The sequence below is a fragment of the Photorhabdus australis DSM 17609 genome, from assembly GCF_000711895.1.
In the GTDB taxonomy this organism is placed as follows: Bacteria; Pseudomonadota; Gammaproteobacteria; order Enterobacterales; family Enterobacteriaceae; genus Photorhabdus; species Photorhabdus australis.
In genome coordinates this window covers 54,182-76,459 of the sequence record NZ_JONO01000025.1, presented here as the reverse complement: position 1 = coordinate 76,459, position 22,278 = coordinate 54,182, and the positions used below count along the sequence as shown (strand labels likewise).

Annotated in this window: 20 protein-coding genes, 4 tRNA genes and 1 pseudogene; 5 read left to right on the top strand and 20 right to left on the bottom strand. The window is 42.4% G+C overall.

Going from position 1 to position 22,278, the window contains the following annotated elements:
* Positions 1–66: 66 nt before the first annotated feature.
* From yigB to lptM, 5 genes are read right to left on the bottom strand one after another with little or no spacing between them, the layout of a single operon-like run.
* A complete protein-coding gene (gene yigB / locus BO26_RS08730; protein WP_036770872.1) occupies positions 67–783 on the bottom strand; it encodes a 5-amino-6-(5-phospho-D-ribitylamino)uracil phosphatase YigB in 717 nt (238 codons plus the stop codon).
* The gene (gene xerC / locus BO26_RS08725) at positions 783–1,694 is read right to left on the bottom strand and encodes a tyrosine recombinase XerC (RefSeq protein WP_036770871.1); all 912 of its coding nucleotides are present in this window, start codon (positions 1,692–1,694) and stop codon (positions 783–785) included. The genes yigB and xerC overlap by 1 nt, the downstream gene beginning before the upstream one ends.
* Positions 1,691–2,395 carry a DUF484 domain-containing protein gene (locus BO26_RS08720; RefSeq protein ID WP_036770870.1) on the bottom strand — a complete coding sequence of 235 codons (705 nt, stop codon included), beginning with the start codon at positions 2,393–2,395 and terminating at the stop codon, positions 1,691–1,693. The genes xerC and BO26_RS08720 overlap by 4 nt, the downstream gene beginning before the upstream one ends.
* Before the next feature lie 33 nt (positions 2,396–2,428).
* Entirely contained in the window at positions 2,429–3,253 is an 825-nt protein-coding gene (gene dapF / locus BO26_RS08715) for a diaminopimelate epimerase (RefSeq protein ID WP_036770868.1), read from the bottom strand.
* A gap of 45 nt (positions 3,254–3,298) precedes the next feature.
* Positions 3,299–3,484, bottom strand: coding sequence for an LPS translocon maturation chaperone LptM (lptM, locus tag BO26_RS08710; RefSeq protein WP_036770867.1), 186 nt, complete (start codon positions 3,482–3,484; stop codon positions 3,299–3,301).
* A 78-nt stretch (positions 3,485–3,562) separates the two neighbouring features.
* Here lptM and cyaY point away from each other — a divergent pair, with 78 nt between their 5' ends.
* A complete protein-coding gene (gene cyaY / locus BO26_RS08705; protein WP_036770866.1) occupies positions 3,563–3,883 on the top strand; it encodes an iron donor protein CyaY in 321 nt (106 codons plus the stop codon).
* A 122-nt stretch (positions 3,884–4,005) separates the two neighbouring features.
* On the opposite strand, the gene BO26_RS08700 is transcribed toward cyaY, so the two are convergent.
* Together BO26_RS08700 and BO26_RS08695 are read right to left on the bottom strand one after the other, a co-directional pair.
* Positions 4,006–4,365, bottom strand: a complete 360-nt coding sequence (locus BO26_RS08700; protein ID WP_420864696.1) for a transposase — start codon at positions 4,363–4,365, stop codon at positions 4,006–4,008.
* Between the two features lie 322 nt (positions 4,366–4,687).
* Entirely contained in the window at positions 4,688–7,264 is a 2,577-nt protein-coding gene (locus tag BO26_RS08695) for a class I adenylate cyclase (protein ID WP_036770882.1), read from the bottom strand.
* 596 nt (positions 7,265–7,860) lie between these two features.
* Between BO26_RS08695 and hemC the strand changes: the two genes are divergently transcribed.
* From hemC to hemY, 4 genes are read left to right on the top strand one after another with little or no spacing between them, the layout of a single operon-like run.
* On the top strand, positions 7,861–8,802 hold the full coding sequence (hemC, locus tag BO26_RS08685) for a hydroxymethylbilane synthase (protein ID WP_036770863.1): 942 nt from the start codon (positions 7,861–7,863) through the stop codon (positions 8,800–8,802).
* On the top strand, positions 8,799–9,539 hold the full coding sequence (gene hemD / locus BO26_RS08680; RefSeq protein WP_036770862.1) for a uroporphyrinogen-III synthase: 741 nt from the start codon (positions 8,799–8,801) through the stop codon (positions 9,537–9,539). Before hemC ends, hemD begins: the two co-directional genes overlap by 4 nt.
* Before the next feature lie 20 nt (positions 9,540–9,559).
* Positions 9,560–10,690, top strand: a complete 1,131-nt coding sequence (gene hemX / locus BO26_RS08675) for a uroporphyrinogen-III C-methyltransferase (RefSeq protein ID WP_036770861.1) — start codon at positions 9,560–9,562, stop codon at positions 10,688–10,690.
* Positions 10,691–10,693: 3 nt separating this feature from the next.
* Complete coding sequence (hemY, locus tag BO26_RS08670) at positions 10,694–11,902, top strand: protoheme IX biogenesis protein HemY (RefSeq protein ID WP_036770860.1); 1,209 nt, start codon at positions 10,694–10,696, stop codon at positions 11,900–11,902.
* A gap of 95 nt (positions 11,903–11,997) precedes the next feature.
* On the opposite strand, the pseudogene BO26_RS22020 reads toward hemY, so the two are convergent.
* The 13 genes and pseudogenes from BO26_RS22020 to rfbA all read right to left on the bottom strand — a co-directional run.
* A pseudogene (locus BO26_RS22020) lies at positions 11,998–12,177 on the bottom strand (TM2 domain-containing protein); the annotation flags it as partial.
* A 737-nt stretch (positions 12,178–12,914) separates the two neighbouring features.
* A tRNA-Pro gene (locus BO26_RS08665) sits at positions 12,915–12,991 on the bottom strand.
* 17 nt (positions 12,992–13,008) lie between these two features.
* Positions 13,009–13,095 (bottom strand) — tRNA-Leu (locus BO26_RS08660).
* Between the two features lie 15 nt (positions 13,096–13,110).
* Positions 13,111–13,186, bottom strand: a tRNA-His gene (locus BO26_RS08655).
* A gap of 74 nt (positions 13,187–13,260) precedes the next feature.
* Positions 13,261–13,337 (bottom strand) — tRNA-Arg (locus BO26_RS08650).
* Between the two features lie 153 nt (positions 13,338–13,490).
* On the bottom strand, positions 13,491–14,870 hold the full coding sequence (gene thrP, locus BO26_RS08645) for a bifunctional threonine/serine APC transporter ThrP (protein ID WP_036770859.1): 1,380 nt from the start codon (positions 14,868–14,870) through the stop codon (positions 13,491–13,493).
* 242 nt (positions 14,871–15,112) lie between these two features.
* Positions 15,113–15,850 carry a lipopolysaccharide N-acetylmannosaminouronosyltransferase gene (gene wecG / locus BO26_RS08640; RefSeq protein ID WP_036770857.1) on the bottom strand — a complete coding sequence of 246 codons (738 nt, stop codon included), beginning with the start codon at positions 15,848–15,850 and terminating at the stop codon, positions 15,113–15,115.
* The gene (gene wzyE / locus BO26_RS08635; protein WP_036770856.1) at positions 15,841–17,220 is read right to left on the bottom strand and encodes an ECA oligosaccharide polymerase; all 1,380 of its coding nucleotides are present in this window, start codon (positions 17,218–17,220) and stop codon (positions 15,841–15,843) included. Before wzyE ends, wecG begins: the two co-directional genes overlap by 10 nt.
* Positions 17,217–18,302 (bottom strand): TDP-N-acetylfucosamine:lipid II N-acetylfucosaminyltransferase, encoded by a 1,086-nt coding sequence (locus BO26_RS08630; protein ID WP_036770855.1) that lies wholly within the window; start codon positions 18,300–18,302, stop codon positions 17,217–17,219. Before BO26_RS08630 ends, wzyE begins: the two co-directional genes overlap by 4 nt.
* Complete coding sequence (wzxE, locus tag BO26_RS08625) at positions 18,299–19,549, bottom strand: lipid III flippase WzxE (protein ID WP_036770854.1); 1,251 nt, start codon at positions 19,547–19,549, stop codon at positions 18,299–18,301. The genes BO26_RS08630 and wzxE overlap by 4 nt, the downstream gene beginning before the upstream one ends.
* Position 19,550: 1 nt before the next feature.
* Entirely contained in the window at positions 19,551–20,681 is a 1,131-nt protein-coding gene (gene rffA, locus BO26_RS08620) for a dTDP-4-amino-4,6-dideoxygalactose transaminase (protein ID WP_036770852.1), read from the bottom strand.
* On the bottom strand, positions 20,668–21,405 hold the full coding sequence (rffC, locus tag BO26_RS08615; protein WP_036770851.1) for a dTDP-4-amino-4,6-dideoxy-D-galactose acyltransferase: 738 nt from the start codon (positions 21,403–21,405) through the stop codon (positions 20,668–20,670). Before rffC ends, rffA begins: the two co-directional genes overlap by 14 nt.
* Positions 21,383–22,264: a glucose-1-phosphate thymidylyltransferase RfbA gene (gene rfbA, locus BO26_RS08610; protein WP_036770850.1), complete on the bottom strand. Its 882-nt coding sequence runs from the start codon at positions 22,262–22,264 to the stop codon at positions 21,383–21,385. The genes rffC and rfbA overlap by 23 nt, the downstream gene beginning before the upstream one ends.
* Positions 22,265–22,278: the final 14 nt, after the last annotated feature.

Genomic DNA, 22,278 nt, shown 5'->3' with positions numbered 1-22,278 from the left:
AGTTACCATCAATTGATTAGCCAGCAACCAAAGGCTGCTATGTTTTTATACAGAATAATTTCTTGATTATATCAATGCTGTCAAAGAAGCCAAATCGGAAATCTCAATGTGTGGCAGCAAGCGACTTTCAACTACCTGCAAGAGTTTTTTATTTTCTGTATTCATCCAACAAGCCTGCATACCACTACGAAGTGCTCCTTCCACATCGGTATTCAGGTCATCACCGACATGCAAAATTCGTCCAAGCGGTAACCTCAAGCGATCTGCAGCTAAGCAATACATATCACTGTAAGGTTTTGAGCGCCCATCAGGGCCAGCTTTTAACACAAATTTAAAATAACGAGCAAGACCACAAGCCGCAGGTTCCACATTACCATTAGTAATAGCTACCAATGGTATCCGTTCAGCAAGGACAGCCAAGGCTTGATGTGTTGCTTCAGGTACATCAATCTGACTGCGCCAATGTGCAAAATGGGCCATAATCTCATCTGCCCCACGACAAGCATCTTCACGGCTAAAACCATAATGGCAAAACATCAGCTCCGCAGACTGCCAACGCAATAAAGTCATGTCATGATAAATATCAGGGTATTGCTCAAGTATCGCTTCACGGAAAACATACATATCCTGATAATCAAGGTGACTAAACTTAGGTGAGTATTGCCGTACAAAATTCAGTACCTCTTCTTCTGCCTTATCTAACACTGGGCGATTGTCATAAAGGGTATCGTCCAGATCAAATGTCATTGCTAAGACAGGCGCAAGAGGCCGGTAAAAATGCATCACGATTTCCCCCGTTTGGCTCTGGGATGAGCAACATCATACACTTTTGTCAAATGCTGAAAATCCAGATGGGTATAGACTTGCGTGGTAGACAAGCTGGCATGACCAAGCAGTTCCTGAACCGCACGCAAATCACCGCTAGATTCCAGAATATGAGTGGCAAAAGAGTGACGCAATTTATGAGGGTGGATATGGCTGTTTATTCCCTGATGTATGCCCCACTGTGCAAATCGCTGCTGTACATTCCGTGTTGATATCCTCCGCCCCCTATTTGAGATAAAAACAGCATTATCCCCCGGTTCGAACAATTCTCGCATCTCAAACCAACGATTAAGCCATTCAACAGCTGTCTGTCCCAAAGGCACCTTACGCTCTTTACTTCCTTTACCTGAAACCCATACCTCTCCACTTTCAAGATCCAAATGTCGGCAATCAAGACCAACCAGTTCCGATAAACGCAACCCAGCACCATACATCACTTCCAGCATAGTCCGGTCACGCACTGATAATGGATCATTGAAATTGATATTCAACAGTTGGTTCACTTCATCCACATCAATATTTTTCGGTAAGTGGCGCTTTGTTCCCGGTGTACTAACAGCTTTACCGGGGTTAACAGCTATCACACCCTGAGTAACCTGCCAATCAAGGAAACTTCGTAAAGAAGATAAGCGTAAAGACAGGTTAGCTGACTGTAAGCCAGCACGGCGACTACGTGTTACCAACATTCTCACTTTACCAGGATCGAGATCTTTCCATTGCCTGACACCTATTGTTAAAACCATCTCAACCAGCCTGGAAAGATGACGACGGTAATTGATGATAGTCACCGGACTTAACCGGCGCTCTACTCTGAGATACCGCAGAAATGCCTCAACCGGCTCCAGTAATAGATCAATTTCCTGCGTCATATCTGTTTAATCCAACGGGATAATATATCCGGCAATAACTTCGCCAGATGATCAAGCATGTCTGTTCCCATGCCCTCCTGATAATGCTGATGATTCCGGCTGTTAAATATCACCATACCCAACTCTCCCCTGGCCCCCAGTAGAGAAATCGCAACTGAACCTACATGACGAACCTGTGGCAACAACAATAAAATTTCCGGTCCATTCAACATACCGAGATAGTGGTTATTATTACCAAAACGCTGAATACGAATTGGTTCGAAAGCATGACGAGAAAGTGCTAAATCAGGCGCATTAAACGGTGCTCCAATATGCCATTTATCACTAAAAAGACGGATAGTTGCGCTATTTAGCTCCAAATTTTTAGCCCATGTGCTCAACCGACCAACCATATCCTGTAAACTTGCTGCTGCAAACAAATCAACAAGTAACTTAAACAACTGTTCAAACAATTGTTCATTCACTCTAGCTCGTTCCATTAGCAGAGTTATATCTTCTTCCAGACAAGCAATACGAGTCCTCTGACGGCTCATATACCATTCAACCAAAGAAACTGTTTCCCTTATCGGATGAGGAACCCGTATCTGTTCAATGGCACGTGCATTGCGGATAAAAAAATTGGGGTTTTCTAACAAATAATCCACAACAGTCTGATCATCAGGTATACCATTGATGCTTAACTGCTCTTCTTTTTTCTCCATCTTCCGATGCCCCACGGTTCAAAACAGAATCGATCACAGATGAATTGTGCCATCATAAACATGTGTTGCCGGTCCAGTCATATAGAGGGGATTTCCCGGCCCAGCCCAGCAAATAAACAACGAACCTCCCGGCAAATCTACCTGGACATTACTATCGAGTAGTTGCTGTTGAATACCAACTACCACCGCAGCACAAGCTCCGCTACCACAAGCTTGAGTTTCCCCAACACCACGTTCATAAACCCGCAAACGGATATGACCTCGGTTCAAAACTTGCATGAAACCAATATTAGCCCGTTCAGGGAATCTTTCGTGGCTTTCCAGTGCTGGCCCCAAGATTTCCACTTCGGCAGTCTCCACATCTGCTACCTGAATCACGCAGTGAGGATTCCCCATAGAAACAACACTACAAAGAACCGTTTTTTCTATCACTCTTAAAATGTAGGTTTTTTCTGCTCTTAACGCGCGGAACGGTATATTATGGGGTTCAAATTCAGGTTCCCCCATATTAACGCAAACCTGATCATCATTGGTGATACTCAGTACCATATGTCCTGACTGAGTACTCACTTTAATTTCACGCTTATTAATTAATCCCTTAAGACGAACAAAACGAGCAAAACAACGGGCACCATTGCCACATTGTGCGACTTCGCTACCATCGGAATTAAAAATGCGATAATGGAAATCCAGATCCGGATCATAAGGGGCTTCAACAATTAACAATTGATCGAAGCCAATACCCGTATTCCTGTTTGCCAAACGGCAGATCAGTTCTGGTGAGAAATAAACATTTTGGGTCACAGCATCAACGACCATAAAGTCATTACCAAGACCATGCATTTTGGAGAACTGCATATAATGCTCCACCGTAAACCGCGGTAACTACCCGGCTTATCTCGCTTATTTCTGAGAGATGCTGCCCACTTTCTGTTTCTGCTGCATACTATCTGCATGTATCTGAACCGCAGTCGTCGCTTTTTCTGCCGGTGGTTGCTCTGGTGGAAAATAGAGAGGGCCTTTTAGTCCACAGCCGGAAAGTGTAAATAAGGTTATGATAGCCAAAAACCCGCGTAATTTTTTCTTCATTGCATTAATGCCTGTAATTCATACGTCAATATTCTCTATAATCGCAGTTAGACCTCGAAAAGCAAATAGGAAATGAAGATGAACGACAGTGAATTTCATCAGTTAGCTGACCAACTGATGCTTTATATTGAAGAGCAACTGGATAACTATGATGGCAATGCTGATATTGACTGTGAAACCAATGGCGGCGTCATGACCCTGAGCTTTGATAACGACAGCAAAATTATTATCAACCGCCAAGAACCTTTCCATCAAATCTGGCTGGCAACCAAAAACGGAGGTTATCATTTTGACTATAAGGATGGTCAGTGGATTTGTGACCGTAGCAGCGGAGATTTCCTCACCATGCTGGCACAGTCCATCACTGAACAAAGTGGAGAACAGTTTAGTTTTGAATGAGTAACCTATACCCCGCGTAGCGCTGAGGGATCCCCACAAATCAGCGCTAATAAATCAGAACCATATTTTGGTAGATTTTGGCGAGGTGCTTGAGTGTTTTTTAAGCACTATTTCAAATAATATTAGCGGGGGGAATGGCGTAATACATTCTCCGCTAATGTTAGGTAAGAGATGACTCTTCTTGATTTGATACTATTGGCTTGATAACTGAGGTGTATTCCTTTGTTTTCAGCATGAAACCCAATCAACCAAAGTACAATCGAACTTAGCGTAGCAAGAAAGCTCAATACAAATAAGCGACCAGCGCCTTGATTGTAACTCGCTCTGAGCCAAAACCCAAATCGTTCACTCTTTTCATCTCTAAAATTTTGCTCTATTTGCATTCTTCGGCTATATAATTTCATGACCTGTCGAGGTTTAAAGTCATCCATGCTAGTAAAAATAAGCCAAGGCTCCATGGCTGCCGAACGTCCATCTTTCACCTGTAATTTTCGCACCATTCGATATCGTTACTTTTTGAATTTTCTACCTTTACTCGGTCTTTTATGGAGATAAAAGAAACCATCACAACGAGCATATTCTGCTTTTGATAATGAGCCAGAACCCAGAAAAAGCCATAGTGGCATCGATTAATGCATTCTGACGATATTTATGAAACGGCGCTAAAGCATCTTTGAAGAAGTGTGACATACTTTACGAGCAGGCATAGCAAGTGACCTTATTGACTTGGTGGAACAATCAGTAGATCACACAACGCTATGCCTGTCTATTTTCTGGGGATTCCTCAGCGCGTAGCGGGGTAAATCAATAATGCGATACAGAACGATAAAGTTCTGGTAGCTCTTCTACACTGTTCTTCCTATCATCCGTCACATTCAAATGTGAGAAAGATGATCCGCTGAATGGAATAACCTGAACCTGGCCTCCCATTTGGACAATTTGATAAAACTGCGGCAAGTTAAAATTAATAAAACTTGATCCGTAAGTAAACCGATCATGAGATGAAGAATAAAACCGACTGACATCACGTACCAGCTCTTCCTTACTCCCCTCACAATGAGAGTAAATTTCTACCCGGTTGGCTTCATCCAGAATATAAATATTAAAGCCCTTATCATCTTCCGTATTTTCGAAGAAAAATTGAATAATCCCTTCGCTGGCAAAACCATCAACCACAGCAGGCAAGTGTGTCTCTTTGGTATTGATTTTCACTGGCAACCCATGCAATTTGTTGTTAGAAATTGCCCCATAAAATTCCACAGCATTTTCTAACTTTTGCACAGATACGTTCAGGCGTTCAAAGAAAAGCCCCCAGGTCTGGCCTGCAATGCGCAACGCTTTAAAACGGCCCGGGTCCTGGCGATTGCTGGATAAACGCAACTCAATACATTCAGATACAAGTTGCTGGATTCGAGTACGGATAAGTCCACGTAAATGTTGGCTGTAACAGAACACTTCAACCGCTGCTGGTGGCGCAGCATCCTGATGCATTTTTCCCAAAATGGTTTTCAGTGCTTCCAGAACAGATTGCTCACCACTAAAATGTAAAGTTCTCACTTCATTCCATGAGTTGCGGTAAAGTAAGTCTATATTGCTAACCAAACATTGTTGCGATTCACCAAAGCTGAATACATCAAGTTTACGGAAATCAAAATGCACGACTTGATTGGCGAACTCAGCAGTCGGATCTTTCTCCAGATTGACAATAATTGCCAGATGGCGAATCTCACACGGACTATAAAGAGCCTTTGGCGTCGGAGCTGGCAGACGGATAGGGAAATGAACGGAAATATCATTAATTAATTCATGCAATTTCAGCTCATCACACTCAGCTTCACCATTATGAATATGGATACAGGATTTTTCTGTTAACAAGCCATTAAAATAGGTCCACGACACCAGCTTATTCAGATAACGGTTATATTCCAGAGGCTGATGACCAACAATTGATTCAATGGTTGGTGCCTGATTGTAGAGATACCACCCGCTACGATTTGCACGTCCTTGAGGAACATAAATAAATGTTAAATTTTTTTCTGACAAGTCCGGCGAAATCTGTGGATTAACTAACGTCACTTTCCCCGGCAACGCTTCAAATGCAGCATATAGCTTACGGGTCAGTACACCAATATCCTGTGGACTGGCACTGACACTCAGATTATTGCGGCGAGCGAAGCGGATAAGGTTACGATAACTCTGCATCATGGTATCAAGCAGTTCATTATGAGCGTCACGAACCTGTTCGATTTTCCATGAGTTACGATTATCCAAAATTTCCAGCCGCTCTGTATCCCACTTCCACTCATATACCAATTGAGTCAGAACCTGGTGCCGCCAGCCGGTACAACCTTTATCATCTTGATCAAGGGAGAGCTTTTCACAAACTTTTAAATAGAAACATCGACGTATTAGATCCAAGCGAGTCGTATCATTAATTTCTGTCAAATAACGAGTAACACGTTCAAGCATCATGCTATATGCATCAAGGCCAAAAGAGACAATTTCACCCGCGTGCAAACGCTGTTTCATCTCCATCGCTAATAACTTACCGTTGGGATACTCCCAAGAATAGGCTTCCAATAACAGGCTCTTCAATACCGCTTTATAAGGAGAATCGATACTTTTGTACAGTTGCCATAAACTAGCGCCAAAGTATTCTTCAGCGGATAATTCACCCAATCCACCAAGATCAAGCCACTCATTTGGAGTCAGAACACCTTGTGCATAAAGCGACAAAACATATTCATCATAATGGCCCTCCTCTTCTACAGGTACCATCTCCCATAGCAAACGCTTACCGGCCATACGTACAGCAGTACGATAAAATTCATCAAGTAACAGAATATGCTGAGTAGAACCACAATCCTCACCACCAAGACTACCGCTGGTATTATGACGAAAGCGGTTTTCATCAATAAGAAAAAAATTAACTTCGATGCCAAGCGCCGCCGCCCATTGTTCAATAAGCGTACATTTGCGTTGCAGTAGAAGACGCTCATCATTATCAAGCCATGACTGATGACATATCCAAATATCCAGATCGGAACAACAGCTTTGTCCAATTGACGAAGTACTTCCCATTGAATAGATACCAGTGATGGGAAGTTCACCATTAGCAGGTGATTCTATAGATTGATTTAATTTATTCTCTAAATCAATAAGATAAGATTTTTGTACTTCATCATGCTCGAAAAAACATACGCCATAGGGAACATTACCATTGATGTAACCTGGCATCATCGGATGATGATAATGCAATAATACTGGCAGTAAACTGTATACCTGTTTGAATTCCGCACTCATGGCGGTAGAGGCGCGCTCTAACCTGAGTTGGTTTATCGCGTCCAGTCTCTGCTTCAGCGTTTCGATATAAAGGTACAAGACGTCTCGCCCGATTGAGTTCCAGTGCCCAGATAAATCCCCCGCTTCCGGCTGATATAGCTCAATGGAATTATTTATAATGATTTTTACCAATTTATTACCGGAAACGTGATCAATTTAACACCTTGTAGATAAACCGTAAAGTCAGTAAAGCAATTGAATTGCAATATCCCTCCCACCAAGAAACCAAGTAACACATTGTTATATATAAAAATAACAATAAAACCCACACCTTTTATACTTTCTTTTATATAAGGACATCTCCTTTGCCCATTTTTCGGGTATTGCATGTAATTCTTTGTTATCAACGATCTTATAAAAAACACCTTATTGGTTATATTTCAATTAGCAATTCTTCCTATTCAGAATTCTCCAATTACAGAAATGATTTACGGTAAAATGTAATTCACATTCAAATCAATCCATTGGCATTGACATAAAAATAATTTAAAAATTAAAATTTATTTTATATTTTAATATAATCTGTATATTATCTTCCCAGGTCTTAGCTGGAAAAAAAACTGTTGAAGTGTTAAAACAGGTACTATGTTTTTCATTTATATGACAGCTGCAAAGCCTGAAAAATACAAGCATCTATGTCAACTAAAACTATCCGTATCGCGACCCGCCAAAGCCCTCTGGCTATGTGGCAAGCATTATATGTTCAGCAAAAATTGCAACAATTTTACCCAGATTTAGAAGTTCAACTGATTCCCATGGTAACCCAAGGAGACATCATTCTAGACACGCCTCTGGCAAAAGTGGGTGGTAAGGGGCTATTTGTCAAAGAACTTGAACTGGCTCTGCTTGAAAGTCAAGCTGATATCGCTGTTCATTCGATGAAAGATGTCCCCATTTCTTTTCCTGAAGGACTAGGATTAGTCACTATTTGCGAACGCGATGATCCACGTGATGCTTTTGTTTCTACCAAATATCACTCTCTTGATGAACTACCAGCGGGCAGTATTGTCGGTACATCAAGTTTACGCCGTCAATGTCAACTCCGTGAACTACGCCCTGATCTGATTATCCGTGACCTTCGGGGTAATGTTGGAACCCGTCTGAGTAAACTGGATAACGGTCATTACGATGCCGTCATTCTCGCTGTTGCAGGGTTGAAAAGGTTAGAATTGCATGACCGTATCCGTACACCATTATCTGCAGAACAGTCATTACCTGCCGTTGGTCAGGGAGCCGTGGGGATTGAATGTCGTCTTGACGACCAGCAAACACGTGCTCTACTGGCACCATTAAATCACTATGACACAGAAATCTGTGTTCTTGCCGAACGAGCAATGAATACCCGCTTGGAAGGAGGCTGTCAGGTACCAATAGGTAGTTATGCGATCTGGCAGAATGGAAAGATCTGGCTGCGAGCATTGGTTGGAGCGCCAGATGGTAGCGTTATTATTCGTGGCGAGCGAACAGTCTTACCCAAAGATGCATGTCAGGCAGGCGTTGAACTAGCAGAAGAATTGCTGGAACAGGGAGCAAGAGAAATTCTGGCGGAAGTTTATCGAGGCAATCCCCCTACATGAGTATTCTGGTGACACGCCCTTCTCCTGCCGGAGAAGAATTAGTCAGAAGGTTACAGGCTGTGGGCAAAACTGCTTTCAGCGCACCTTTAATCGATATTCGTCCAAGTTCAGAGCTGTCACAACTGGCCGAAAAACTTTGCTGCCTAAATACCGGTGATATGGTATTTCTGCTGTCAAAAAATGCAGTTCATTACGCAAACTCGCAGTTAAATAAAATTAATCTATCATGGCCAAACAAGCTGATTTATTATGCTATTGGTAGATCAACTGCTCTGGCTTTTCATCAATTGACTGGTATAAATATTGCCTGGTCATTAGAGGGCGAAACCAGCGAAACCCTGCTAGAACTCCCCTCCTTACATCAGGTTGAAAATAAACAAGCTTTGCTGCTCAGAGGAAATGGTGGACGTGAACTTATTGCCCAAACTTTGACAGAAAGGGGTGCCACAGTTAATTACTGTGAATGTTATTTTCGCCAGCGAGTAGATTACTCGGCAGCAGAATTCAGCGCTCGCTGGCAGAGGCACAGAGTACAGACTTTAGTTGTAACCAGCAGCGAAATACTGCAACTGTTATATAACTTAATACCCGAAAGCGATCGAAACAGGTGGTTATTGAATTGCCATCTTATTGTGGTAAGCGAGCGTCTTGCGCACACTGCCCGGAATCTGGGCTGGCAAGATGTCAAAGTTGCTAAAAGTGCAGATAACGATGCCTTAATTCAGGCACTAGAATAAACTGACATGGGATGCCCACTATGACGGAACAAAAACAGTCCGCCGAGACAGTTGAAAAAACAATAGAAACGGTTGAACCTCCACAACAGCCCGGAGAACCTCAGGAACAAGAACGTTCTGGCGTTCTGAAAAACATTATTGCTATTGCAATTATTCTGGCAATCGGTGGTAGCCTTTATTACTACGGACAACAGCAAAGCCATTTATTGAGTGCAGAGAACCAAGAGCTGCGCCAACAACTGGAATCGCTAAAACATCAACAATCACAAGATCAACAACGTATTGAAGCTCTGTACAAAGGACAGAAGCAAGCTTTTAGTCAAGTTGCTGCACAAACCGTACAAAATGAGCAATTGGATAATCGCCTGCAAGAATTACAGACTAAAATATCGGCGTTATCCAGTTCTGATGTAAAAAGCTGGTTGCTAGCACAAGCTGATTTTCTAGTCAAAATGGCTGGCCGGAAATTATGGAATGATCAGGATGTAATCACTGCTGCTGCTCTGCTAAAAAATGCAGACGCCAGTCTTGCTGAAATGAATGATCCAAGCCTGATTGAAATCCGCCGGGCAATTACACAGGACATAAGCGAATTGTCTGCCATCAACCAAATTGATTTTGATGGCATTATCCTGAGGGTGAGTCAGCTTTCTAACCAGGTGGACAACCTACGTCTAGCTGACAATACCAACGATGGCTCACCCATGGACGAAGACAATGATGAATTAACCGGTACGTTATCTGAATGGCGCCAAAACCTAAGCAAAAGCTGGAGCAGCTTTATGGATAATTTCATTACTATCCGTCGCCGTGATACTGCTGCTGAGCCATTATTAGCGCCAAATCAAGATATCTATCTACGGGAAAACATCCGAGCCCGCTTATTGATCGCAGCTCAAGCAATACCACGTCATCAAGGAGAAGTATTTAAACAATCACTGGAAACGGTTTCAACCTGGGTCAGAGCTTACTTTAATATTAACGATCCAAATACTAAAGCATTCCTGGAAGAAATTGATTCACTGAGTCAGCAACCTATTTCCATGACTGTACCGGATCATCTTTCAAGTCAGCCTTTATTGGAAAAACTGATGCAAACCCGAGTCCGCAGCTTGCTGTCCCAATCTTCTGAAACCAGTCAGGAGGGCTAAGCAATGCTGAAAGTTCTGTTACTGTTTGTTGTGTTGATTGTTGGTATCATGCTTGGCCCAATAATTGCGGGTCATCAAGGGTATGTTCTCATTCAAACTAACAACTACAACATTGAAACAAGTGTTACCGGTCTACTTATCATATTTGTTCTCTTACAATTAATACTTTGCTTTCTTGGCTGGTCCTACCGCAGAGTCATACGCACAAGTTCACGCACTCGAGGCTGGTTCCTTGGGCGCAAACGTAGCCGTGCCCATGCCCAAACAAAAGAAGCACTGATTAAACTGGCCGAAGGTGATTTTAAACAAGTAGAGCAATTATTGACTCGTAATGCGGATCATGCAGAACAACCTGTAATCAACTACTTACTAGCCGCTGAAGCAGCCCAGCAACGGGGAGATGAGTTCCGTACTAACCAATATCTGGAACGCGCAGCAGAAGTCGCAGACAACAATCAATTACCTGTTGATATTACCCGTGTGCGCATTCAACTGGCGCAAGGTGAAATTCATGCCGCCCGTCATGGTGTAGACAAACTTCTAAATCAAGCTCCACGCCATCCAGAAGTCTTGCGCCTAGCAGAACAGGCTTATACAAGATCAAATGCTCACCAGTCACTGATTGATATATTGCCAACCATGGAAAAAATCCGCCTGCATGACGAATTACAAATTCACAGGCTACGTCAACAAGCCTATATCGGTTTGATGAATCAGCATATGGCAGAGCAAGGTAGTGAAGGTTTAAAGCGTTGGTGGCATGACCAAAGCCGTAAAATTCGTCACGATGTGGCTTTGCAAGTTGCAATATCTGAACATTTGATTGAATGTGATGACCATGAAACTGCGCAAAAGATCATTCTAGAAAGTTTAAAACGTCAGTACGATGAACGTTTACTGCTATTAATTCCACGGTTAAAAAGTGAAGATCCGAAACCAATACAAAAAGCACTAGACCATCAGCTAAAGCAGCACGACGCAACCCCTCTATTAAACAGTACCCTTGGACAAATTGCCTTACGACATGGACAATGGGAACAAGCAACAAAAGATTTCAAAGCAGCATTAGCTCAGCGACCCGATGCCCACGATTATGCCTGGTTAGCAGATGCATTGGATAAATTACGTAAACCGGAAGAAGCAGCACAAGTTCGTCGTGAGGGATTAATGCTAACATTGAAGTGCGAGAGTAATGTAGTTCATAGACAATAGCTCAGATAATACGGTGTCTTCATGATCCAGTTACCGTTATTCCTTTGATATTTCATACTATTAATTAAAAATGCTCTCTATTCGAGGGCACTTTTCTAACCATATTTTCTGGCAAAATCCTCATCGGAAGTACAGAGATAAATAGTAAATTCAATGAATGAGATAAGTGCAGGAATGAGCGTCCAGCAAAATACCAGATATAAAATTTCCATACCTATCTTGCCCAGATAAAACTTATGGGCACCAAAACCACCAAGAAAAAATGCCAGTAAAGCAACCGGACCTGTTTTATAGCAAAACCAGCAATCATATTTTAAGCTTTACTTATATCAGATATTAATACCCGAACCGCTTATGAACCTATAAGATATTCTTAAAAAAGGCAAAAAAAACACCTACCTTAGAAAAAGATAGGTGTATAAATACAATCAGGTCTACAGACGGATAGTGCCTCACTCAACGTTGAGTCCGGTCGGTGATGACAAGATAGCTACACCTTATTCATCTGTGACGTGGACAATAGGCACCGATAATCGGCTCTGCATCATCCCCGGGTTTATGAAGCCTATGCTATCATAAGAAATAGGATGAGCATCTACGTCTTTAAGTAATGCATTTAACGTGCCAACTCTTATTCAGATGAAGACTACCTCGCTTCATCAGCTATTTCTCCATTTATTACAACGAGAAAACAAGCCATCACAAAGCTCACTTTATTCACTGTCTCTTATTTGAGACAATATCTCACAAATTCTGAATTTTTTATTAGAATTCAAAACATTAAAAGTCTCCTATTTGAGACAGTCAATATATCAATTGTCGTCAGAATATAACAAAATAATAAATTACCATATAAAACGGACGGTTAGTGCCAAGAAAAAGAAAATTCACTAAACCTCTTTTTCAATAAAACATACATCGAAATAAGAAATTTAAGGAGGGAACAGAAAAATTAAAAGAGTGAAAGGCACCGAATGCAAAAAACCCTGCTTAAGCAGGGTTTTTCAGAATCTGGTCGGCGAGAGAGGATTCGAACCTCCGACCCACTGGTCCCAAACCAGTTGCGCTACCAAGCTGCGCTACTCGCCGAAATTTTTTCTTTTCTATGGTGCGAAAGGGGGGACTTGAACCCCCACGTCCGTAAGGACACTAACACCTGAAGCTAGCGCGTCTACCAATTCCGCCACCCTCGCATGTCATAAAAAAGATGGGGTGGCTAATGGGACTCGAACCCACGACAACTGGAATCACAATCCAGGGCTCTACCAACTGAGCTATAGCCACCATAACAGCTATTTACTTTAATTCACTACTTACCAACAGCAGAATACATCACCGTAGCTCTTGCACGCAAATAATGGCGCGCCCGACAGGATTCGAACCTGAGACCTCTGCCTCCGGAGGGCAGCGCTCTATCCAGCTGAGCTACGGGCGCTTAACGCCGTTGCGGATGGGGATAGTACGGATTTAATGATATACTGTCCAGTGCTTTTTTAAATAAATGATGCGTTTGATTACACCTTGTTCATTTCGTTGATAAAGCCAACTCTTCATTTTCCGACCACCCCAGCTATGACAGCAAATCCATCTATCGGGCTATTGGTTTTCTGCCACTAAAAAACTTCACCAACCAATAAATCAACGACACTATTAGCAAAAATCCTCCGCCTACCAACAGTGAGAAACGGGTATCAGGATTAATTGCCATACCTACCAACACACAACATAAAAATGCCAGTGTCAGATAATTTACATATGGGAACAAAATAGATTTGAAACTATGTTGTTTCAGTGCCGCTTGATGATACTGACGAAAACGCAGCTGGCTCATCAGAATAACAAACCATGGAACCATTCCCGGTAGGACGCTAGCACTGTAGACATAAACAAAAACTGCCTGTGGATTTGGGATCAAATAATTCAAACTGGAACCCGCTATCAGACACAGGATCGTAATGGTAATACAAATTACCGGAACACCATTCTTTGACACTTTAGTCAGTGATGAAGGTAACTGACGGTTTTGTGCCAACGCATAGAGCATACGTCCACCACTGTACATACCGCTATTACAACCAGAAAGCGCCGCGGTCAATACAACAAAGTTAATTACGGCTGCCGCTGAAGTGATCCCTACTTTGGTAAATGTCATCACAAATGGGCTACCCTGTGAACCAACTTCTGTCCATGGAAACAATGTAACTACAATGAAAATCGCCCCGACATAGAAAATTAAGATACGCCAGAGGATATTATTAATTGCTTTTTTTAACGTCACCTGTGGTTTTTTAGCTTCTCCCGCAGTGATGCCTACCAGTTCCACTCCCTGATAAGATGCAACCACAATACAGAGCGCAAATAGAAATCCTTGCCAGCCACCAGCAAAAAAACCACCATAAGCGGTCAAATTACCCAATCCAATAGGTTGCCATTGATTACCTATACCGAAAAATATCAGCCCCAAACCAATCAGGATCATCACGATAATTGTGGTCACCTTAATCATGGCAAACCAAAATTCTAGCTCACCATAAAGACGTACCGCCGCCAAGTTTGCCAAAGCGACCAATGCCACTGCAATTAATGCTGACACCCATTGAGGAAGTTCAGGGAACCAGAATTCGGCATAAACGCCAATAGCTGTTATTTCTGATATCCCTACTGCCACCCACATAAACCAATAACCCCAAGCGGTCAGGCATCCCCAATATGGGCTGAGATATTTATGTCCAAAAGAAGCGAAAGAACCCGTGACAGGCTCAAGAAACAGCATTTCACCCATGGACCGCATAATGAAAAAAACAAAAATTCCGGCAATAATGTAAGCCAGCAAAACGGAAGGCCCCGCCCATTTCAGCGTGCTGGCTGAGCCCATAAACAGACCGACACCAATAGTTCCGCCTAATGCGATTAGCTCAATATGACGGGCTTCTAAACCTCGTTGCAGGCCCTGTTGTTGATCTGCCATAAACTCCCTGTCCATTGTTATGTGTTGTAATGTGTGATAGTCAAAATATACAAAACTGGTTTTGACCAGCCATAAAAATGGCAGGGATCAAAACATGTTTTTCCACTCAGTGGAATAAAAAATTACCTAATAATTAGTACAGATGACAAAAGCCCGGTAGGATCAAACTGTTATATAGGTGCTGTAAAATGAATTTTTTGGCAACCTGCCGCAAATTGCTATACGACAGGCAGAAAACACATTTACAAACGATTGCTGTAGTAATATCCCAGAAACTTCAGTAGCTTAAACTGACGACGAATGCGGCTTGGTTGTGATAACAAACGATAAAACCATTCAAGCCCGAGATTCTGCCATACTTTCGGCGCACGTTTTACATGACCAGTGAATACGTCATAAGTCCCACCAACCCCCATATAGAGAGCATCGGCATGAATTTTACGGCAATCACGCATGAAAATTTCCTGCTTAGGCGATCCCATTGCAACTGTCACAATTGCTGCTCCGCTAGCATGAATCCGTTCAAAAACAATATTACGTTCTTCTGGCGTGAAATAACCATTCTGGCTACCAACAATATTAACGCTCCACTGAGTCTGTAGTTTGTTTTCCGTCTGTTCCAATATTTCTGGTTTTCCGCCAACCAAAAAGACAGGTGTGCCTTCCTTGCCAGCTCGCTCCATGATGGCTTCCCATAGATCTGCACCCGCTACACGGGAAACTTCAGCATCAGGGTATTTACGGCGGATAGCACGTACAATGCTAATACCATCAGCATACAGATATTCTGTTTCACTCAGCAGAGCACTTAAAGCAGTGTCTTCCTCTACCGTCAGAACTTTTTCCGCATTAATCGCAACCAAAGTCCCCGTCTTTACCTGCCCGCGTTGAAAAATATGGTCAAGAAAGTGCGCCATATCGCGAAAGCCCCAAATATTTAGGCCACGAATACTATACTTAGGAATATTGTTTAGCTCCATTTTCTTTCCTTACATTGCCGCGGATGCTTTTGCGATACAACCATGTTGCTAGTCAGATACTTTTTAATCAGCCCGGCGCTCTCAAATAGCCAATACAACAACTTAGCAATTACCAAACATAAGCCAAAAACAATACAGAAAAACACCACACGGGAAACAAATGAATCCACGCCTTCACGAGCTAACACAATTATGTTGAAGATCGCACCAAAGCAAAATGCCTGCAAAATAGCGGCCTTATAACGATTAGTCTCCTGTTTTCCTAATTCATAAATCCAGTCAAACCACTTAATTATTAACCCAACAACAATCGCACCAACTGGAATAAACAGTGCACCTCCCATCACAACCAGGGAGCCTATCAGAGTTGGGGAAATTGCCAGACCAGAGTGGTTATCCAGCACTTCCCAAGTAAAATAATTCGCAGAATTCAACACGGTATCAGGCCGTCCAGGCCAAAGCCAGCTTGGAATAAAGACATAAAAATCACGGATAATAGGCGCCAGACCCTGAAAATCAATCTTATCGTAATTATTCAGCAGTAATGCAAGATTTTCCCACGGGGAGAAAGTATCCCTTGTAAGGTAGAGGAAAGTATAAAATGCTTCTGAACCACTGACATCCAAACTATAGCGTTTAAGTGCCAACCAGAACATGCCAACAATTCCTACTACTCCCGCAGTTATCAGCATCCACAAGGTTATCCAACCACGAACAATGCCGATAAACAGAAACAACGCAAATGCAATAATAATATTAGCCCGTGTTCCCCCAACAATAACATAAGTCAAAATCCCAAAAGCAACTGTACTGATCAGGAAAAACAGCCAGCGTAACTGTGTCGGCTTCAAGAAATAAACCACCAACATGGCTGGAATAAAGAAGTAAAAGAACCGCTTCAAAGCCACACCGGAAACCTGACTGGAAAAAATTTGACTGTACGACTGTAATTTAAACAGTAGAAAACCATTCTGCATGAAGAATAGCCCAACTGTTACCACCGCAACTAATATCAGCAGTAACCATGTCAAATTAGTTTCTACCCGGTTTATGGTGAATACCGGTGCCTTAGGTTGCCCAGAAGGTTTTTTCAGCCGGGTTTTATAACTGACGTAATAAATGGCATAAAAACAAGTTGAAGCCAACAGAGCATGTAACAAAGAGTCTACTGGTACCACCTCAACATCAAACTGAAAAACCAGCAAACACGTCAGTGGGAAACCGAAATAGAATGTCAGCAAATAAAGCAATGAGAAGAACATATTAAAATTAAAACGTACACGCCTGAATTCCTGATAAGTTAACGTCAGGATAAAAGCCAGTGATATCAGGTAAACAACAAATAATCCGCCAAACTGCGTTAAAGTCATTGCTGCTCTCCTGCGGCTTTTGCCAACGCCTGTCGCCAACCATCAACAAAGTTCGGGCTAAAGAAAGCTATTGTATTTCTGTCTAAGGAAAACATCTGCCGTTGTGCTTCTGCAATCAGTTGTCTATCCAGAGGATCACCGAAGAAAAATATCGGTACCTGTTGTTCTATCAGATCTTGCCAGAAAAGATTTCGACGACTAAGTACAAACGGCACACCAAATTGTATCAATAGGCAAATTGTTCCAACCCCTTGTTGGCGATCAAACATAAAATACCCTAAATCGCAACAACACAGTAATGCCAGATAATCATCAAACGCCATATTTTGCTTAATAATTTCCAAATTTTCTGGGTCAAACAGTGATAAAGCCGTTTGCTCAACCTGAGCAATATAAGCCTGATTATTTTCAGGATAACCCATTGGGATAATGATTCGGACCTTATCACCAAACTGCTCATGAATAGTTTTCAATGCTGTAATATGACGGTTTGATCGATCACCAGAATTCCCTAACAAAATTGTCATCTTGCCATCTTCAGCAGATGTTTTTTCTGTCATCGTTAAAGTAGAGTCCATTCTGGTTGGAAAATAGAGCAATGATGTTGGTACATTAGGATGACGTTGAGAATAGAAATAAAGATCTCCACGAACCGCAAATACATGCCCTACCCGACGTTGCGCCAGACGACGCAGGAAATAGAATAGACGGAATTTTAGCTGATTAGAATCTTCATACAGATCTGCTCCCCAGGCATGCCACCAAAATTGACTACGTTTAATTTTTCCTGACAGCAGTGCCAACCACAAACCCGTATTAAATTGACCATGAAAAAAAAACCGGCAAGCCCTGTCTGACTGCGCTTTTGCAGTAACAGCCCGTGACAGAGATTTTTTACTATCGAAAAATGTTATATCCAATTCCGGATAATCATCCAGAGAAACCCGATTCCTGACCACCACCATAAACTTGGGTTTGGCTGAAAAACCAATTTCTTGCACTAAAACATCATTAAAAAAACGCAATATCGTTCGATTGTGATGTGGGATATCAGATCCCAAAACATGAATTAAGGTTGTCATGCTCGCCTGCGGTAAACAAGAAATACACCACAACAAAGGGTGAAATAAACAATGTAAGTTGTCATATAAGCTTGCGTTGCACCTAACGCTCCATTGACAGGAATAAACCAATGGGAAAAACCAGTAAGCAGCAAAAACTGACTAACCTCAGTCAGCACATAAAAACGCAACGCAGCTTTAGCAATCACCAGATAACCAAAAACATAGGCGCCCACTTTCAAGACATCACCAATCAACTGCCAGGCAAACAAATCACGCATGGCAGTAAACTTGTCAGAAAACAACAATGAGATGGCAAAATCACGCAATAACCATACGGTAAAACTCACAGCAACCACGGCAGGCAAAACAAATTTCAGCGCCTTAATTATTTCATCTGATATTTCGCCCCTATCCTGCAATCGTGAAAGTGTTGGCAATAGATAAACACTGAAAGAAGCTGTGATAAATTGCAGATAAGCATCAGAAATACTACTTACACCTTGCCAAATTCCTACATCATCCCAACTATAATGCGCTGCCAGCAGGTTTCGCATCATAATGTAAGCAACCGGTAAAGTGATAGACGTCAACAAAGCCATAAGGGTAAATTTGCCAAGCTGACCAGCCAGTACCTTATCCCACATAGGCTTAAGATCAGATAACGAAACCACTTTGCGATACCAAAGTATCAGTCCCGCAGGAAATATTATCAACGCAGGCACTAAGGCCAAACCAGCCAAAGCACCTTCATACCCTCCAAGGATGAAACAGAGATAATAGGCAATCACACCAATCAAGCTGCCAAGAATAATTGCCAGCGCATTCCCCTGAGCATCCCGATATCCTTTCAAAATAGCCAGAAAATAGTTGGCACTGGCAATACCCATTTGAATAAATGCGAGTGCCCTCACAACTGGCTCATAATCCCGATGACCAAATAACCCTATACTAATCGGCACACTACACAGTAAAAAAATCACTGCCAACAGTGTAGAAAACCCAAGGATAATGGCAGAAGAAGTTCCTAGTACCGCACGCAATCGTTCCGGTTGCTGCTGATATTCAGCAATATATTTAGTCACACCATTAAAAATACCTGCTCCTGCTAATACCCCCAGAACGGTAATAAGTTGACGGAAATTACCCGCCTGTCCAACACCGCTAGGGCCAAAAACAATCGCCAATAATTTAACAATCAGAAGTCCCACACCGATCTTTATCAGTGTAGAACCCGCAGTCCATACCGATGCTTTAGCCAGTGACATATCAGGCGAAGAATTTCTTAATATGTTTGATAACAGTTTGTTGCTCAGCCTCTGTTATGTTGTAAAACATTGGCAAACGTACCAAGCGATCACTTTCACTGGTAGTAAAATGGTCTTCCCCGTGGAAACGGCCAAATTTTTCACCGCCCGGACTAGTGTGCAGAGAAACATAATGGAATACCGTTAGTACACCAGCGTCCTTCATATAACTATTGAATGCAGAGCGTTCTTCAACATCTTGCAGTTTGATATAAAACATATGAGCATTATGCGCCAATCCTCCCGGTATTACAGGCAATGTCAGGCGACCAGCATCAGCTAACGGTTTTAATGCCTGATAATAGGCATTCCATAAGGCAAGACGACGTTCATTGATTTTCTCAGCTTCTTCCAGTTGTGCCCACAAATAAGCAGCCTGAAGATCTGACATAAGATAACTAGAACCGATATCACGCCAAGTATATTTATCGACCTGACCACGGAAAAACTGGCTACGGTTAGTCCCTTTTTCACGGATGATTTCCGAACGGGAGATCAATGATTCGTCATTGATAAGTGCAGCGCCACCTTCGCCACCAGAAGAGTAGTTTTTAGTTTCATGAAAACTGTAGCAACCGATATGCCCGATAGTTCCCAATGCGCGGCCCTTATAAGCAGACATTACGCCCTGTGCTGCATCTTCCACTACAAACAGATTATATTTCTCTGCCAGAGCCATGATTGTATCCATTTCACAAGCTACACCCGCGTAATGAACAGGAACAATTACACGTGTTCTATCTGTAATTGCAGCTTCGATCTTAGTTTCATCAATATTCATGGTATCTGGACGGATATCCACAAAAACAATCGTCGCTCCACGCAGTACAAACGCATTAGAAGTAGAAACGAAAGTGAAACTCGGCATGATAACTTCATCACCGGGCTGGATATTTAACAAAATGGCCGCCATTTCTAGCGAAGCTGTACAGGATGGCGTCAATAGAACTTTCGGGCACTTGAAATGTTGTTCCATCCACTCTTCACAGCGTTTGGTAAAGCCGCCGTCCCCACAAAGCTTACCGCTCTCTATTGCCTGCTTCATGTAATCTAATTCAGTGCCGACTACTGGTGGTCTATTAAATGGAATCATTTTGTCCCCGGTATAACCAATAAGCGATGCTTTCAACGAATGCACCATTGCGTGTATAAAGACGCAAAGCAGCAATGTTGCTGGTTTGTGTCGCAATTCTTAATTGCCGTATTTGATGGCCTTGGCACCACTGTTGTGCCGCCGCCATTAACTTTGAACCAATCCCACAACCCGTTTTTTCTGGAAATACTGCCAGCAACCCCATACGAGCCTGACCTTCTCCTAGCTCCCTCAAAGTAACAAATCCCGCAGGTTGCCCGTTATCCCCATTTACCAGTAAACATTGATGATCAAATGTACCCAACACAGCTTTCTCAATCCAGGTAGAGTAGAAACGACCACTATCCTGCGGCTGATACCAAGGAGTACGAAAACGGCTTAAAGAAAATACTTTAGAAGCCACTTCTTTCAACATTGGAATATCTTGCTGTGTTGCTGATATCATCTCACTCTCAGAATTATCATTCCTCGTAGTATAAGCATCTTTTGTGCCAACCATTAAGGAGAGGTCTATTTCCCCTTCTACCAACGAAAAACCCAATGCCGATAATCCATCGATAATGTCTGGCCGCTGTACAGGCACTTTAGCCTGCACTAAAGAATACTGCTCTAACTGAGGTACAGTTAACAACTTAGAATCAGGTGTAAAATCAAGACGAGCAGTGGAAAATCCAAAATAATGACTATCCCACTCTAATGACTCAATATTGGCGTGAACGAACATGAAGCAGATCCAACAGATATTGGCCGTAACCAGTTTTTGACAAAGATTTTGCTGTTGCTGTTAATTGCTCATCACCCAACCAACCATTACGCCAGGCAATTTCTTCAAGGCAAGCGATTTTAAAACCTTGACGCTTCTCAACAGTCTGTACAAAAGTGCTGGCCTCAATCAGACTATCGTGAGTGCCGGTATCCAGCCAAGCGAAACCACGCCCTAACAGTTCAACATTCAGTTCACCACGTTCCAGATACATCTGGTTTATACTGGTAATTTCTAATTCACCCCGCGTAGAAGGCTTCACCTGCCTGGCAAAATCCACAACCTGATTATCATAGAAATAGAGACCTGTTACCGCCCAATTAGATTTGGGGTTTTCTGGTTTTTCTTCAATGGAAAGAACATGAAATTCATCATCAAATTCCACCACACCAAATCGCTCAGGGTCCATTACCTGATAACCAAAAATAGTCGCTCCTTTTCTTCGGGAAACCACATTCTTCAGTTTCGGACTAAATGCTTGCCCAAAGTAGACATTGTCTCCTAATACCAAGCAACAGGACCCGCCATTGATGAAATCTTCACCAATTAAAAATGCCTGAGCTAAACCATCCGGGGATGGTTGTTCTTCATAACTTAAACGAATACCAAATTTGTCACCATTGCCGAGCAATCGGTGGAAAGAAGGTAAATCTCCTGGTGTAGAGATAATCAAAACATCGCGTATCCCTGCCAGCATCAATACTGACAAAGGATAATAAATCATCGGCTTATCATAAATCGGCAGTAATTGCTTGGAAACACCTAGTGTTATCGGATGTAACCGGGAACCCGATCCTCCTGCCAGAATAATGCCTTTCATGTTACCTCCAACGT